The 13,741-nt window shown below is 67.9% G+C and carries 16 protein-coding genes; 8 read left to right on the plus strand and 8 right to left on the minus strand.

Annotated elements, in window-relative coordinates:
• Nucleotides 1-11: 11 nt before the first annotated feature.
• Together dut and coaBC are read right to left on the minus strand one after the other, a co-directional pair.
• Nucleotides 12-485 (minus strand): dUTP diphosphatase, encoded by a 474-nt coding sequence (gene dut / locus AC5P6H_RS14925; RefSeq protein ID WP_014035700.1) that lies wholly within the window; start codon nucleotides 483-485, stop codon nucleotides 12-14.
• Nucleotides 482-1,771 (minus strand): bifunctional phosphopantothenoylcysteine decarboxylase/phosphopantothenate--cysteine ligase CoaBC, encoded by a 1,290-nt coding sequence (gene coaBC, locus AC5P6H_RS14930; RefSeq protein ID WP_014645667.1) that lies wholly within the window; start codon nucleotides 1,769-1,771, stop codon nucleotides 482-484. The genes dut and coaBC overlap by 4 nt, the downstream gene beginning before the upstream one ends.
• A 199-nt stretch (nucleotides 1,772-1,970) precedes the next feature.
• Here coaBC and AC5P6H_RS14935 point away from each other — a divergent pair, with 199 nt between their 5' ends.
• The 4 genes from AC5P6H_RS14935 (at nucleotide 1,971) to AC5P6H_RS14950 (ending at nucleotide 6,091) form a co-directional block, all read left to right on the plus strand.
• Nucleotides 1,971-2,597, plus strand: coding sequence for a response regulator (locus AC5P6H_RS14935; protein WP_014645666.1), 627 nt, complete (start codon nucleotides 1,971-1,973; stop codon nucleotides 2,595-2,597).
• Between the two features lie 70 nt (nucleotides 2,598-2,667).
• Nucleotides 2,668-3,372 carry a RadC family protein gene (radC, locus tag AC5P6H_RS14940; protein WP_014035697.1) on the plus strand — a complete coding sequence of 235 codons (705 nt, stop codon included), beginning with the start codon at nucleotides 2,668-2,670 and terminating at the stop codon, nucleotides 3,370-3,372.
• A gap of 112 nt (nucleotides 3,373-3,484) precedes the next feature.
• Nucleotides 3,485-5,173 carry an arginine--tRNA ligase gene (argS, locus tag AC5P6H_RS14945; RefSeq protein WP_032961431.1) on the plus strand — a complete coding sequence of 563 codons (1,689 nt, stop codon included), beginning with the start codon at nucleotides 3,485-3,487 and terminating at the stop codon, nucleotides 5,171-5,173.
• Nucleotides 5,174-5,194: 21 nt separating this feature from the next.
• On the plus strand, nucleotides 5,195-6,091 hold the full coding sequence (locus AC5P6H_RS14950; RefSeq protein ID WP_046428160.1) for an SPOR domain-containing protein: 897 nt from the start codon (nucleotides 5,195-5,197) through the stop codon (nucleotides 6,089-6,091).
• 90 nt (nucleotides 6,092-6,181) lie between these two features.
• Here the strand turns inward: AC5P6H_RS14950 and AC5P6H_RS14955 are convergent, their stop codons facing one another.
• Nucleotides 6,182-6,934, minus strand: a complete 753-nt coding sequence (locus AC5P6H_RS14955) for an SDR family NAD(P)-dependent oxidoreductase (protein WP_014035694.1) — start codon at nucleotides 6,932-6,934, stop codon at nucleotides 6,182-6,184.
• A 123-nt stretch (nucleotides 6,935-7,057) separates the two neighbouring features.
• Here AC5P6H_RS14955 and AC5P6H_RS14960 point away from each other — a divergent pair, with 123 nt between their 5' ends.
• The gene (locus tag AC5P6H_RS14960) at nucleotides 7,058-7,525 is read left to right on the plus strand and encodes a YehS family protein (protein WP_014645662.1); all 468 of its coding nucleotides are present in this window, start codon (nucleotides 7,058-7,060) and stop codon (nucleotides 7,523-7,525) included.
• Here AC5P6H_RS14960 and AC5P6H_RS14965 read toward each other — a convergent pair.
• Nucleotides 7,494-8,381: a LysR family transcriptional regulator gene (locus tag AC5P6H_RS14965; RefSeq protein WP_014645661.1), complete on the minus strand. Its 888-nt coding sequence runs from the start codon at nucleotides 8,379-8,381 to the stop codon at nucleotides 7,494-7,496. The genes AC5P6H_RS14960 and AC5P6H_RS14965 overlap by 32 nt on opposite strands.
• 143 nt (nucleotides 8,382-8,524) lie before the next feature.
• On the opposite strand from AC5P6H_RS14965, the gene AC5P6H_RS14970 reads away from it, so the two are divergent.
• A complete protein-coding gene (locus tag AC5P6H_RS14970) occupies nucleotides 8,525-9,673 on the plus strand; it encodes an MFS transporter (protein ID WP_495202869.1) in 1,149 nt (382 codons plus the stop codon).
• Here AC5P6H_RS14970 and AC5P6H_RS14975 read toward each other — a convergent pair.
• Nucleotides 9,670-10,398, minus strand: coding sequence for a TorF family putative porin (locus tag AC5P6H_RS14975; RefSeq protein ID WP_111206470.1), 729 nt, complete (start codon nucleotides 10,396-10,398; stop codon nucleotides 9,670-9,672). The two genes, AC5P6H_RS14970 and AC5P6H_RS14975, sit on opposite strands and share 4 nt — an antisense overlap.
• A gap of 148 nt (nucleotides 10,399-10,546) precedes the next feature.
• Here AC5P6H_RS14975 and AC5P6H_RS14980 point away from each other — a divergent pair, with 148 nt between their 5' ends.
• On the plus strand, nucleotides 10,547-10,936 hold the full coding sequence (locus AC5P6H_RS14980; RefSeq protein WP_046428155.1) for a DUF6165 family protein: 390 nt from the start codon (nucleotides 10,547-10,549) through the stop codon (nucleotides 10,934-10,936).
• 6 nt (nucleotides 10,937-10,942) lie between these two features.
• On the opposite strand, the gene AC5P6H_RS14985 is transcribed toward AC5P6H_RS14980, so the two are convergent.
• Nucleotides 10,943-11,626 carry a response regulator transcription factor gene (locus AC5P6H_RS14985; RefSeq protein ID WP_032961444.1) on the minus strand — a complete coding sequence of 228 codons (684 nt, stop codon included), beginning with the start codon at nucleotides 11,624-11,626 and terminating at the stop codon, nucleotides 10,943-10,945.
• A 198-nt stretch (nucleotides 11,627-11,824) separates the two neighbouring features.
• On the minus strand, nucleotides 11,825-12,397 hold the full coding sequence (locus AC5P6H_RS14990) for an OmpO family porin (RefSeq protein ID WP_014645657.1): 573 nt from the start codon (nucleotides 12,395-12,397) through the stop codon (nucleotides 11,825-11,827).
• Between the two features lie 277 nt (nucleotides 12,398-12,674).
• Between AC5P6H_RS14990 and AC5P6H_RS14995 the strand changes: the two genes are divergently transcribed.
• Entirely contained in the window at nucleotides 12,675-13,034 is a 360-nt protein-coding gene (locus AC5P6H_RS14995) for a DUF1428 domain-containing protein (protein ID WP_014645655.1), read from the plus strand.
• A 15-nt stretch (nucleotides 13,035-13,049) separates the two neighbouring features.
• On the opposite strand, the gene AC5P6H_RS15000 is transcribed toward AC5P6H_RS14995, so the two are convergent.
• Complete coding sequence (locus AC5P6H_RS15000) at nucleotides 13,050-13,736, minus strand: hypothetical protein (protein WP_014645654.1); 687 nt, start codon at nucleotides 13,734-13,736, stop codon at nucleotides 13,050-13,052.
• Nucleotides 13,737-13,741 lie beyond the last annotated feature (5 nt).

Raw genomic sequence — 13,741 nt, forward strand, 5'->3', positions numbered from 1 at the left:
GATGTCCCCTGTCAACGCACCCCGGTATGGCCGAATCCACCCGCGCCCCGCACGCTGTCGGTGAAAGTATCCACTACCTGCAGGCTGACGCGGGCGATCGGAACCACCACCAGCTGCGCGATGCGATCGCCCGGCTCGATGGTGAAGGCCTCGCGGCCACGGTTCCAGACGCTGATCAGCAGCGGCCCCTGGTAGTCGGCATCGATCAGGCCGGTGCCGTTGCCCAGCACGATGCCATGCCGATGGCCCAGCCCGGAACGCGGCAGGATCACCGCGCACAGGTTCGGGTCGGCAATATGGATGGCCAGGCCGCTGGGCACCAGCGCGGTGTCGCCCGGCTGCAGGGTCAGCGCGGTATCCAGCGCCGCGCGCAGGTCCATGCCGGCACTGGCCTCGGTGGCATAGGCCGGCAGCGGCCAGCTGTCGCCGAAGCGCGGATCGAGCAGCTTGACCTGCAGCGGGTGGGAAGTGGATGCCTGGGTCATGCCTGGAGTCTCCGCGCGATCAGCGCCAGCAGTTGTTCGGCCAGCTCGCGCTTGGAAGTGGCCGGGAATACCTGTTCGCCGTCCTGCCAGAAGGCCGTGGCGGCATTGTTGTCGCTCTCGAAACCGCCGCCACTGATGCCGACCTGGTTGGCGATCACCAGGTCCAGGCGCTTGTCGACCAGTTTGCCGCGCGCGTATTTCTCCACGTCGTGGGTCTCGGCGGCGAAGCCGACCACCAGCTTCAGCGACTGCGTCTGTGCAGCGACTTCGGCGAGGATGTCCGGCGTGCGCACCAGTTCGATCACCAGCGACTGGCTGTCGGCGGTCTTCTTCAGCTTCTGCGCGGCGACCTGGCGCGGCGTGTAGTCGGACACCGCGGCGGCACCGATATAGATGTCGGCGGGCAGCGACTTCAGTACGGCATCGCGCATCTGCGCGGCCGAGCGCACGTCGATGCGCTGCACGCCCGGCGGCGTCGGCAGCTGTACCGGACCGCTGACCAGCACCACCTGCGCGCCCAGCGCGGCGGCAGCGGCGGCCAGGGCAAAGCCCATCTTGCCGCTGCTGCGGTTGCCGACGTAACGCACCGGATCGATGTCTTCGTAGGTCGGGCCGGCACTGATCAGCAGGCGCAGCCCCTGCAGGGCACGGGTTTCCGGCGCGGCAACCGTCGCAGCGGCGCCGCCATTGGCGGCCAGCGCGGCCACGATGTCGCCGGGTTCGGCCAGCCGGCCGGGACCGGATTCACCTTCGGCCAGCGGGCCATCGACCGGGCCGATCACCTGCGCACCACGCTGGCGCAGCAGGGCGATGTTGGCCTGGGTGGCCGGATGCAGCCACATGCGATGGTTCATCGCCGGGCAGATCGTCAGCGGTGCGGTGCTGGCCAGGCACAGGGTGCTGACCAGGTCATCGGCATGGCCCTGGGCCAGCCGGGCCAGCAGATCGGCGGTTCCCGGCGCGACCACGATGCGGTCCGCCCAGCGGGCCAGCTCGATGTGGCCCATGGCCTGTTCGGCGGCGCTGTCCCACAGCGTGGTGCGGGTCGGCTGCCCGGACAGGGCCTGGAAACTGAGGGGGGTGACGAACTGCTGGGCGCCGGCGGTCATCGCCACCTGCACCTGGGCGCCCGCATCACGCAGGCGTCGCACCAGTTCCAGGGCCTTGTAGGCCGCGATCCCGCCTCCGACGCACAACAGCAGTTTCTGGCCTTCCAGCGCGCGGCCGGGCGCGGGGGAAGCGTTGGGGGAGTCAGCCACCTGGAATTCCTGTGCAAACGAGGGCATTAGCTTACCCGATGGTCGGTAATGTCCCGGTGCACAGCGCACATAGCGGGCAGCTATCAGCAGATGGGACTTGCACCACAGCGCTTCCGGGGTTCAAGACACTGCGATTCGGAACTTTCCTATACCTGTAGGCCGGCCACGTTTGCAGAATCGTCAGTGGCCGCCGCAGGTGTGCCGCTTCGCTTTTCGAGGATTCCGCGTGCACCCGCGCATCATCATCGCCGACGACCATCCCGTCGTCCTGCACGGCATCCGCATCGTGCTGCAGACCCACCTGATGGAGGTCGTCGGCAGCGCGCGTGACGGCGCCGAGCTGCTGCAGCTGGTCGAGCACCACGGCTGCGACGCGGTGCTGACCGACCTCTCCATGCCGGGCACCGGCCCGGATGGCCCGGAACTGATCGCTGAACTGCGCGCACGCCACCCGCGAATGCCCGTGGTGGTGCTTACCGGCGCCCGCCACCCCGGCCTGCTCGATGGCCTGCTGCGTGAGGGTGTCAGCGGCCTGGTCGACAAGTGCGCCGATTTCGGCGAGTTGCCGCAGGCCCTGAACGCGGCCATGGCAGGGCAGGTGTTCGTCTCGCAGCAGCTGCGCCACCACCTGCAGGCGCGCGACCTGATGTTCGCGCGCGAACCGGCGGCGCTGTCCGCCCGCGAACAGGAAGTGCTGGACCTGTTGGCCGCCGGGCTGAAAGTGAACGCCATCGCCGTCCACTGCGGCCGCAGCCCCAAGACGATCAGCCGGCAGAAGGCCGAGGCCAAGCGCAAGCTGGGGCTGCAGAACAACCAGGAGCTGTTCGCCTACCTGCAGTCGCGACGCGACTGAGGCAACGGCCGACCCGGGCATGCGTCCTGCCCTGATGGGCCGCATCGCCCCCACTGGCGATGATGCAGGCATGCCCATCCACGACTGGCCCGAACAGGAACGTCCCCGCGAGAAGCTGATCGCACGCGGCCCCGCCACGCTGTCCGACGCAGAACTGCTGGCACTGTTCCTCGGCTCCGGCTTCGGTGGACGCGATGCGGTGCAGACCGCGCGCGACCTGCTGCAGGCGCACGGTCCCCTGCGTGTGCTGCTGGACCGCCCGGCCCGCGAGCTGGCCCGGTTGCCGGGGCTGGGCCCTGCTCGAAGCTGTGCACTGGCCGCCGGGCTGGAACTGGCCCACCGCTATCTGGCGGCCGAACTTCAGCAGGGCGAGGCCGTCGGCAACAACCCGGCTGCGGTCGGCCGCTATCTGCAGCACCGCCTGCGCGGCCAGGCCCGCGAGATCTTCATGGCGCTGTTCCTGGACAACCGCCACCGCCTGATCGCCTGCGAAGAACTGTTCCAGGGCACCATCAATGCCGCCCCGGTCTATCCCCGCGAGGTGGTGCGTCGAGCCCTGCTGCACAATGCGGCAGCGGTGATCCTCAGCCACAATCATCCTTCCGGCGACCCCGAGCCCTCCGGCGCCGACACCCGCATCACCGATGAACTGCAGCAGGCGCTGGCACTGGTGGACGTGCGCCTGCTCGACCACTTCGTGGTCGGCGAGGGCCGCCCCGTTTCATTTGCTGAACGGGGCCTGCTGTCCCCGCCCCAGCCGCGCCTGTTCGGCTGAACGGCCTTGGTCAGGGCCGGGCGGGCGCCCCGCAGGCATGTCCTGGTCAGCGTGGGCGCGGGCATCTGCGCTAAAATGGGCGATTCCGCCGCTCATTCTCACAGCAGGCCTCGTGAAAAATCTCCTCCGCGCCCTGATCAGCCAAGGCATCGAAGCCTTGCGCGCCAATGGCACCCTGCCCGCCGACTCCCTGCCGCCGGACTTCGTGGTCGAGCGCCCGAAGACCCGTGACCACGGCGACTTCGCCACCAACGCCGCGATGCTGCTGGCCAAGGCCGCGCGCAGCAATCCGCGCGCACTGGCACAGGCGCTGGTCGAGGCGCTGCCGCGCAGCGAGGACGTCAGCAAGGTCGAGATCGCCGGCCCCGGCTTCATCAACTTCCATCTGGCCCCGGCCGCGTACCAGCGCGAAACCGCCTCGGTCATCAAGGAAGCCCACGACTACGGCCGCAACCTGTCCGGCAATGGCCGCACGGTGGGCGTGGAGTATGTGTCGGCCAACCCGACCGGCCCGCTGCATGTCGGCCATGGCCGCGCAGCGGCGATCGGCGACTGCGTGGCCCGCGTGCTCGATGCCAACGGCTGGAACGCCAAGCGCGAGTTCTACTACAACGACGCTGGCGTGCAGATCGAGAACCTGGCGCTGTCCACCCAGGCGCGGATCAAGGGCATCGCACCCGATCAGGACGGCTGGCCGGAAGGCGGCTACCGCGGTGAGTACATCGCCGATGTCGCCCGCGCCTACATGGCCGGTGCCAGCGTCGACCTGGAAGGCAGCACCGTGGTCGGCGCCAAGGATCCGGACGATATGCAGGCAATCCGCCGCTTCGCCGTGGCCTACCTGCGCAACGAGCAGAACCTGGACCTGGCCGCGTTCGGTGTCGACTTCGACATCTACTTCTTGGAAAGCTCGCTGTACGCCGACGGCAAGGTTGCCGAAGCGGTGGCCAAGCTGCAGGCGTCCGGCCACACCTATGAGGAAGGCGGCGCGCTGTGGCTGCGCAGCACCGACTTCGGTGACGACAAGGACCGCGTGATGCGCAAGTCCGACGGCACCTTCACCTACTTCGTGCCGGACGTGGCCTACCACCTGTCCAAGTGGCAGCGCGGCTACGAGCGCGCGATCACCGAACTGGGCGCCGACCATCACGGCTCGCTGGCGCGCGTGCGCGCCGGCCTGCAGGCGATGGAAGTGGGCATCCCGCAGGGCTGGCCGGAATACGTGCTGCACCAGATGGTCACGGTCATGCGCGGCGGCGAGGAAGTGAAGCTGTCCAAGCGTGCCGGCAGCTACTTCACCCTGCGCGACCTGATCGAAGAAGCCGGCCGCGATGCGACCCGCTGGTTCCTGATCGCGCGCAAGCCCGATTCGCAGCTGACCTTCGACATCGACCTGGCGCGCCAGCAGAGCAACGACAATCCGGTGTTCTACGTGCAGTACGCGCACGCCCGTGTCTGCAGCCTGCTGCGCCAGGCGCAGGAAAAGGGCCTGGTGTACGAGCAGGGCAATGGCCTGGCCAACCTTGGCCACCTGGCCGACGATGCCTCGCTGCTGTTGATGAACGAGATCTCGCGCTATCCGGAAGTGGTGGAAGCGGCCGGCGTGGCGCTGGAGCCGCACCTGGTGGCGCAGTACCTGCGTGAATTGGCGCATGCCTTCCACACGTGGTATCACGGGACGCCGGTGCTGGTGGAAGACGCCGCCGATCGCAACGCCAAGCTGACCCTGGCCTGCGCGGCGCGCCAGGTGCTGGCCAACGGCCTTGAACTCCTGGGCGTGAGCGCCCCGGAAAAAATGTAAGCATCAGGAGACGCAGTACACATGGCAGCACGACGCGGCAAAACCCAGGCACGACGCAACAGCAGCAGCCAGGGCACACCCGGATGGGTGTGGCTGGTGGCCGGTGTGGCGATCGCCGCCGTGGTGTTCCTGGCGGCGCCGAACCTGTTCAAGGGCGAAGGCGACGGCTTCCTGCGCGCCGGTCCGCAGCCGAACCCGAACGCGCAGCCGGCCCCGGTTGCTGATGCAGACAGCGATGTCGGCAGCCAGCCAGCCGCGCAGCCGGCCACGCCGAAGCCGGCCGAACCGGAGAAGCCCGCGGCGACGCAGTACGACTTCTACACCCTGCTGCCGGGCAAGGAAGTGGAAATGTCCGACGCCGAACTGGCCGCCAGCGCGCGTGCCGAGGACCAGCGCCGGGCCAAGGCCGAAGCGTCGCGCGCGCAGGCCGCGCTGGAGGGCAAGCCGGTGCCGCCGGCGAGCACGGCCACGCCGGCACCGACCGCAACGGCCAGCGTCGCCAGCACCGCACCGGTGACCGCGAGCAACCGTCCGCTGCCGGCACCGCTGAGCGAGCGCCCGGCCGCGGCAACCCCGCCGGCCAGCACCGCACCGGCGTCGACCAGCACGGCCGCCACCCCCGCGCCGCGCGCGGAAGCCGCGCCCACCGCGCCGGCGACCACTGCCGCACCGGCGCCCGCCGACAACGCCCGCTACATCCTGCAGGCAGGTGCCTTCGGTGCGTCCGGCGACGCCGAAGCCACCAAGGCCAAGCTGGCCATGATGGGCCTGGCGGCACGCGTGGAGTCGGCGCAGATCAACGGCAAGACCGTGTATCGCGTGCGCATGGGGCCGTACGGCAGCGCCGGCGAACTGTCTGAAGCGAAGCAGAAGCTGGATGGCACCGGCCTGCAGGCGATGGCCATCAAGGCGCAGTGACGTTCTGCGGGACTGCATGAAGAAAGCCGGGCATTGCCCGGCTTTTTTTGTTTCTGCCGAGTCGAGCATGGCTCGACTCCACACACGGCGTCAGCCCTCGCGGGCGACCTGGAACCCGGCGAAGGACTGGCTGACCGGCATCAGCTCCAGGCGATTGATGTTCAGGTGCGGTGGCAGCGTGGCCACCCAGAAGATCTGTTCGGCGATGTCTTCGGCGGTCATCGGATTGGCACCGCTGTACAGCTTGTCCGATGCATTCTGGTCGCCATGGGTGCGGACCACGGTGAACTCGGTCTCGGCCATGCCCGGCTCGATCGTGGTCACGCGCACGCCGGTGCCGTGCAGGTCCGAACGCAGGCCCAGCGAGAACTGGCTGACGAAGGCCTTGGTGCCACCGTAGGCGTTGCCACCCGGGTACGGGTAGACGCCGGCCACCGACGAGATGTTGATGATCGCACCCTTGCGCTCCACCAGCTGCGGCAACAGGCGGTGGGTCAGGGTCACCAGCGCGGTGATGTTGGTGTCGATCATCGTGGTCCAGTCCGACAGCCTGGCGCTCTGTGCCGGTGCGGTGCCCTGCGCCAGACCGGCGTTATTGACCAGCAGGTCGATCTCGCCGAAGGCCGGCGGCAGCGCCAGCAGGGCCGCCTCCATCGCCACCGGATCGCGGATGTCGAAGGCGGCGGCGTGCACCACGTCCTTGCCATAGCGCTCGACCAGCGGTTGCAGGCGTTCGCCGCGGCGGCCGGTGGCGATCACTTTCCAGCCGGCCTGGGCGAAGCGGTGGACGGCGGCGGCGCCGAAGCCGGACGTGGCGCCGGTAATCAGGACAGTGCGGGTCATCAGGCAACTCCAGGGGGAAAACCAGATCCCCATTCTGGCACCGTCCGGCAGCACCCGTGTTGCCGGATCGGCCAGATCCGGGGCGGCGACCCCACGTGTCGGGGTGACCGGTACAATTGCGCCATGATCAACAATGATGTCCTGCGCAGCGTGCGCTACTCCCTGGACCTGGGTGACCAGCACGTGGTCACCCTGTGCCAGATGGCCGACCCGGCCTTCGCCGTGGATACCGAGCAGGTGAAGGCCTGGCTGCGCCGCGAGGACGAAGCCGGTTTCGAGGCGATGAACGACAGCGCACTGGCGCACTTCCTCGATGGCCTGATCGTGCACCTGCGCGGTCGCGACGAGAGCCAGCCGCAGCGTGCGGTGGAAACCCGCATCGACAACAACCTGGTGCTGAAGAAGCTGCGCGTGGCCTTCCAGCTGCGCGACGTGGACCTGATGGAGATCTTCGCCAGCGCCGGCTTCAACGTGTCCAAGTCGGAAGTCGGTGCGTTGTTCCGCCAGCCCGGGCACACCAACTACCGGCGCTGCCTGGACCAGATGCTGCGCAACTTCCTCAAGGGCCTGAGCCTGCGCCTGCGCGGCTGAGCACGGCCTCGACGAAGGCGCGCGCGGCCGGCGTCGGCAGCCGCTGCCAGACCAGGTGTACGCGCCGGGTCGGGGTCGGCTGCAGTGGAATCTGAACCACGCCCTGGAAACCTTCGGCGATCAACGCCGGCACGATGCCCACCGCCAATCCGTGGCGGACGAAGCGCTCGACCAGTTCCATCAGGTTGACCTCGAAACGCACCGTGTGCGGCAGGCCAGCGGCGGCGAAGGCATCGTCGGTCTGCCGGCGCGCACCGGTACCGCGCGGGAAGTCGACCAGCGCTTCATCCTGCAGTGCGGTCAATGGCAGCCGCGTGCGCCCGGCGAGCCGGTGCGACGGCGCCAGTACCGCTACCAGATCCTCCTCCTGCAGCACCTGGTGGCAGACGCCATCCAGCGCTGCCGACGGCGCCAGGCCGACCAGTGCCACATCCAGCGCGCGCGACTGCACCTGTGCGATCAGGTCTTCGCTCTTGTCCACGCGCAGCTGGAACTCCACCTGTGGGTGCACCCGCTGGAAGGCCGCCAGCATCGCCACGACGTCGATGTCGGTCAGCGAAGAAATCTGCCCGATGGCCAGCAGGCCACGCACTTCGCCACTGACGGCGGCCACGTCGGCGCGCAGGTGGCGCAGGCTGGCCAGCACCTGGCGTGCGTGCACCAGCAACGCCTCGCCGGCGGCGGTAGCCCGCACCTGGCGTGGCAGGCGCTCGAACAGCGTGGCACCCAGTTCCTGTTCCAGGTGGGCGATCTGGTGGCTGAGCGCGGACTGCACCACGTGGCAGCGCTCGGCGGCACGGGTGAAATTGCCCTCCTCGGCCAGGGCGACGGCAAACTCGAGCTGCTTGAGGTTCATCCAGCTATCTTGTTTTCAGATGACAAGGATGATGATGATTCATTTCCATCATGACCGCAGCAGGCGGACACTGTGCACCCCGCTTCCTGGAACACCGCGTGAGCCCGTCCCTTCCCCCTCTGCACCGCTGGCAGGTGCTGCTGATGTCGGTCGCCACCGGCGTGGCCGTGGCCAGCAACTACTATGCGCAACCGCTGCTGCACACCATCGCAGATGCCTTCGGCGTGCCGTTCGGCCAGGTCGGCATGGTGATTACCGCAGCACAGCTGAGCTATGCCGCCGGACTGATCCTGCTGGTGCCACTGGGTGACCTGTTCGAGCGCCGCCGCTTGATCGTGGTGATGAGCCTGCTGTCGGCCGGTGGCCTGGTGATCAGTGCCTGCGCGCCGTCGCTGGCCTGGCTGCTGGTCGGGACCGCGATCACCGGACTGTTTTCGGTGGTGGCACAGGTGCTGGTGCCGTTCGCGGCCACGCTGGCCGCGCCGGAACATCGTGGCCGCGTGGTCGGCACGCTGATGAGTGGCCTGCTGCTGGGCATCCTGCTGGCGCGTACCGTGGCCGGCCTGCTTTCCAGCCTGGGTGACTGGCGCCTGGTGTATGCCATCGCTGCCGGCACCCTGGTGCTGACCGCACTGGCATTGCAGCGCGGCCTGCCGCGATTCCACCACAGCGCCGGCCTGGGCTATTTCGCCTTGCTGCGCTCGATCGGCGTGCTGTTCGTGCAGGAGCCGGTGCTGCGCCAGCGCACCCTGCTGGGCGCCTGCAGCTTTGCCATGTTCGCGATTTTCTGGACCCCGCTCGCGTTCCTGCTGGCGCAGCCACCGTACGCCTACAGCGATGCCACCATCGGCCTGTTCGGGCTGGTCGGTGCAGCCGGTACGCTGGCGGCCGGCCTGGCCGGGCGCATGTCCGATCGCGGCCAGACCGGACGCGCCACTGCCATCGCGCTGGTGCTGTTGCTGCTGTCGTGGCTGCCACTGGGGCTGTCGGCCCACTCGCTGCTGGCGCTGCTGATCGGCGTGGTGGTGCTGGACCTGGCCGCACAGCTGCTGCACGTCAGCAACCAGAATCTGATCTATGCGCTGCAGCCCGCGGCGCGCAACCGCCTCAATGCCGGCTACATGACCGGCTACTTCATCGGCGGCTCGCTGGGTTCGCTGCTGTCGGCGCAGGTCTACCAGCGCTACGGTTGGACCGGCGTCTGCGTGGCCGGTGCCGCCGTGGCCGTGCTGGCCCTGCTGCTGTGGCTGCCCGGCGCGCTGCGCGCGCGCCAGGCGGCATCGTCGAACTAGAAGCTGCCCTGCAGCGCCAGCTCCCAGCGTCCACCGGCATTGCCCGGGAACAGTCGCTTGGCCGCGCTGTCGGTGTCATGCACGGTGGCGCGCAGCTCCCATGCCGGAGTCAGCGTGGCAATGGCACTGAGCTGGCCATGCAGGTAATCCGGGCCCTGCGCGGTGGCCAGCCAGTACTGGCCCACCGCTGCTTCCAGGCGGACGCGTTCGTGCAGCGGCACACGCACGCCCAGCTGGGCATAGGTTCCGCGATGGCCACCGGCCAACGCATCGTTGGAATGCGCGACCTGCAGCCAGGCGCGCTGCTTCCAGGTCACGGTGGTGTTGAGTTCGGTCCAGTCCAGCGCACGACCGGTACCCGGATACACATAGCGGGTCAGGTTCGCATCCAGCGTCCAGTCCGGTGCCAGCGCGCCGGACCAGCCCGCCACCAGGTCGAACTCGCTGCGCGCGCCATTGTCCGGCTTGAACGAGACGTTGGACCCCCACACGCTGGCGTACCAGCCCGATGGGATCGAGATCTTCGCGCCGGCTTGCACCGCCGGGTCACCATCGCTCTGCGAGCTGCCGCGCCACACGTAGTCACTGGTCAAGGCCGCACTGCCACTGACCTGCACCTGTGCCTGCGCGCTGCCCATGCCAAGCAGCCCTGCCAGGGCGGCCACCACCGCCGCCATCATCCCCTTGCTGTTCACTGCACTGTGTTCCTCGTCGAAGGCGGTCATGCCGCCGGGACGGCAGTGTCCAGCGCGTGGCCGTAACGGATCGAGGGTGCGGCCCGGGCCGCGGCGCAAATTCGGCGTAAATCCCGTGGATCGGGGCCATGCGCCAGCGGCGCGGTATCATGGCGCCCTGTTTCCAGGAACCAACCGCGTGGACGCCATCCTGACCCCGGTATCGATCGGCGAGCTGATCGACAAGATCACCATTCTCCAGATCAAGGCCGAGCGCATCGACGATGCCGCCAAGCTGGCCAACGTGCGCACCGAGCTGGACGGCCTGCTGCCCCTGTTGCAGCAGCAGCTGCAGGCACAGCCGGCCCTGGCCGCGCTGCAGCAGCAGTTGAAGGCGATCAACGAGCGTATGTGGGACATCCAGGACCAGCTGCGCGACAAGGAAGCGGCCCAGGTGTTCGATGATGCATTCATCCAGCTGGCACGCGGTGTCTATGGCACCAATGGCGAGCGCGTGCAGGTGAAGAACGAGATCAACCGCTTGGCCGGTTCTGCACTGGTGGAAGAGAAGCAGTACCAGGGCGAGTAACGCCGCTCATCCGCATTCCAGCAGGTGGCGGAAGCGGAACAGGTCACCGTCCCCGCGGATGCCGAGCTTGCGGTAGGCCGAGGTTTTCTGCGAGCTGATCGTGCTGGCTGAACGCCCCGATCGCAGGGCCATTTCGCTGGTGCTGACCCCTTTCAGCACCAGCCCGAGCACTTCCCGTTCGCGCTGGCTCAACGGCACCAGTGCCGGGGCCGGCATTCTGCGTGCACGCGTGCCCGGCAGGTTCAGTTCCGCGCGCAGCTCTGGTGGCACGAAGCGCCCTCCCCGGGCGACCACATCAATGGCACGCAGCAGCACGTCCGGTGGCGTCGACTTGGACAGGAAGCCGCGCGCACCGGCACGCATCGCGGTGGCCACCGTGCTGGCATTGCAGTGTGCCGAGAGCACCAGCACCGGCAGTGCCGGCCAGCGCTGCGACAGCACGTGCAACAGGGCCAACCCATCGCCCAGGTCGCCCATGGGCAACGCATCGATCAGCAGCAGGTCGACACACGTCGGGCTGCGCTCCAGCAGGTGCAGCAGGTGCGCCTCGCTGGACAGGCTCACCCGTACCTGCACACCCGCGTGCTGGCGCAGCAGCACTTCCACGCCCAACCGCAGTACCGGGTGCGGGTCCAGCAGCGCCAGGCGTCGTGGCCGATCAGGCAGCAGAGGCGGGAGGGTCAGCGGCATTGCGGCATGTCCAGGCAACATGGGACATCCAACGTAGGTCGGTGCCCGCAGCGGCGGAATCCAATTCCTTGCAATGGCTGGCCCGCGCATTCCGCCAGTCAGACAGCATTCCGGTTTGCCACGGCGCAAACGCAACAGGCCCGGCAAATGCCGGGCCTGTTGGGGCGTCTCCAGCGCGCAATCGCGCCGAGGCAGCAATTACCAGCTGAAGCGCGGGCCGACGGTGTATTCCTTGTCGCCGTGGCGGTTCATCTTCAGCTCGCCGTTCAGGCCCCAGTTCTGGTTCAGCTTGACCTGACCACCCAGGCGGCCGTACCACTGGCCATCCGGATTGACGCCGTGCTTCTTGGCGTAGTCTTCGTAACCGACCATGCCGTAGACCTCGGCGTGGGCGCCGAAGGCAGTGCGGATACCGGCTTCAGCGCTGTAGCCGTTGAAGTCCAGACCGTGCTTGCGGTCGAACTTCTGGTAGGCAACGCGGGCGACGAAGTCGGTGCTCGGAGCGATTTCAACGTTGTAGCCGGCACCGACCTTCCACTGGTCAACCTTCAGGTTGGTGTGGTCGATTTCCTGGCGGCTGTATTCGCCGAAGGCGTGGAAGTTCGGCAGGAAGCCGTAGGAACCCTTCACGCCCCAGCCGTCGGCCTTGATGCCTTCAACGTCGGTCTTGGCGTAGTCGGCTTCGGCGTAGTTGTAGGACAGGTTCTCAGCAGCCGAAGCGGTGAACGGCAGGGCAGCGGCCAGGGCCAGAGCAATCAGCGAATTCTTCATGGGGGTACACCTTTACTTTCTTATGGTGTGCAGCAGCGCCAGGGCGCCATCGCATCGGGAATGTAAATTCTCCGTTATTCGCCACAACGCTCCCTGAAAACAGCGGTCTTCGCATTGCTGAATTTTTTGGCTTGATTCAGGCTGCGTCTGGCATACGCGCGCGGCGCGCGTGCATTTTTCAGGTTTCTTCACCGTCCACCGTTGTCGATCCCCGATCCCCTGGTTCGTCGTGTACCTGAAGGCCGTGCATGTGGCACGGTCCATCCGGAGGCAGGCAATGAGCTACATCGACGGTTTCGTCCTGGCGGTGCCCACCGCCAACAAGGAGAAGTTCCTCGCCCATGCACGCACAGGGGATCCCGTTTTCATCGAGTACGGCGCGCTGCGCGTGGTCGAGTGCTGGGGCGATGACGTGCCGCACGGCAAGACCACCGACTTCTTCGGCGCGGTGAAAGCCACGCCGGATGAGACGGTGGTGTTTTCCTGGATCGAATGGCCGGACAAGCCGACCCGCGACGCCGGCATGAAGAAGATGATGGAGGACCCGCGGTTTGATCCAACGAAGAATCCGATGCCGTTCGACGGCGCGCGGATGATCTACGGCGGCTTCGTGCCGCTCTACGAGCTGACGCGCTGAACCCGGCGGACGTGCTCAGCGCGCGTCCGTTTCATCGCTGGCAGCAGCATGGCCGGCGCCCAGTGCGGCGCCGGCACCGAGGCCCATGCCGCCCATGCCGGCGCCCATTCCACCACCACCGCCACCGCCTGCACGGCCGCCCTTGGCATCGCCGTCGTTACGGCCCTTGCCGCCACCACTGGCAACGGGCCGGGTCGGCCCCTGCGGTGGAATCTGCAGATCGGCCGGAATCGGGGCCAGATCCAGCGCTTCGCGCACGAAGTCGCGCAGCGAGACCACCAGTTCGTGGGTATGCACCGGCCGCCCCTGTGCCAGTTCGTTGGCGGCACGCGTGGCCAGCCGCACCTGTTCGTCGGTGCCCAGCAGCAGGATGTCCGACAGCGCGGCCTCGACCGCATCGCGGATGCGCCGCGCACGGTCCGAGCGCGGCTCGGCGATGCCGTCGGCATCTTCGCGCTGGCGCAGGTCGCGACGATGGCTGGGATCCACGCCCAGCTCGCCGGTGAACGAACCGCCCAGGGTCTTGTAGGCGGCCATCAGCGTGCGCAGCCGTTCGTTGATCTGCCGGTTCTCGCGCTCGCGGCGCTGCTGCAGGGTCTGCATCACCAGCAGGCGGATGCCGACGCCGAGCAGGGTGATCAGGACCAGGCCGGCCAACGTGGACAGCACGCCCTGCCAGGAACTGAAGTCGATACCGCGCATGGTCG

It is taken from the genome of Stenotrophomonas sp. YJH_SMC_110 (genome assembly GCF_059369255.1).

What these genes read in the sequence shown, in the direction of transcription:
- coaBC (WP_014645667.1), bottom strand. Translation starts at nt 1,771, where the DNA reads ATGCCCTCGTTTGCACAGGAATTCCAGGTGGCTGACTCCCCCAACGCT.
- AC5P6H_RS14970 (WP_495202869.1), top strand. Translation starts at nt 8,525, where the DNA reads ATGTCGGTCGCCACCGGCGTGGCCGTGGCCAGCAACTACTATGCGCAA.
- AC5P6H_RS14965 (WP_014645661.1), bottom strand. Translation starts at nt 8,381, where the DNA reads ATGAACCTCAAGCAGCTCGAGTTTGCCGTCGCCCTGGCCGAGGAGGGC.
- AC5P6H_RS14955 (WP_014035694.1), bottom strand. Translation starts at nt 6,934, where the DNA reads ATGACCCGCACTGTCCTGATTACCGGCGCCACGTCCGGCTTCGGCGCC.
- AC5P6H_RS14985 (WP_032961444.1), bottom strand. Translation starts at nt 11,626, where the DNA reads ATGCCGCTGACCCTCCCGCCTCTGCTGCCTGATCGGCCACGACGCCTG.
- AC5P6H_RS14990 (WP_014645657.1), bottom strand. Translation starts at nt 12,397, where the DNA reads ATGAAGAATTCGCTGATTGCTCTGGCCCTGGCCGCTGCCCTGCCGTTC.
- dut (WP_014035700.1), bottom strand. Translation starts at nt 485, where the DNA reads ATGACCCAGGCATCCACTTCCCACCCGCTGCAGGTCAAGCTGCTCGAT.
- AC5P6H_RS14975 (WP_111206470.1), bottom strand. Translation starts at nt 10,398, where the DNA reads ATGACCGCCTTCGACGAGGAACACAGTGCAGTGAACAGCAAGGGGATG.
- radC (WP_014035697.1), top strand. Translation starts at nt 2,668, where the DNA reads ATGCCCATCCACGACTGGCCCGAACAGGAACGTCCCCGCGAGAAGCTG.
- AC5P6H_RS14995 (WP_014645655.1), top strand. Translation starts at nt 12,675, where the DNA reads ATGAGCTACATCGACGGTTTCGTCCTGGCGGTGCCCACCGCCAACAAG.
- AC5P6H_RS15000 (WP_014645654.1), bottom strand. Translation starts at nt 13,736, where the DNA reads ATGCGCGGTATCGACTTCAGTTCCTGGCAGGGCGTGCTGTCCACGTTG.
- AC5P6H_RS14960 (WP_014645662.1), top strand. Translation starts at nt 7,058, where the DNA reads ATGATCAACAATGATGTCCTGCGCAGCGTGCGCTACTCCCTGGACCTG.
- AC5P6H_RS14950 (WP_046428160.1), top strand. Translation starts at nt 5,195, where the DNA reads ATGGCAGCACGACGCGGCAAAACCCAGGCACGACGCAACAGCAGCAGC.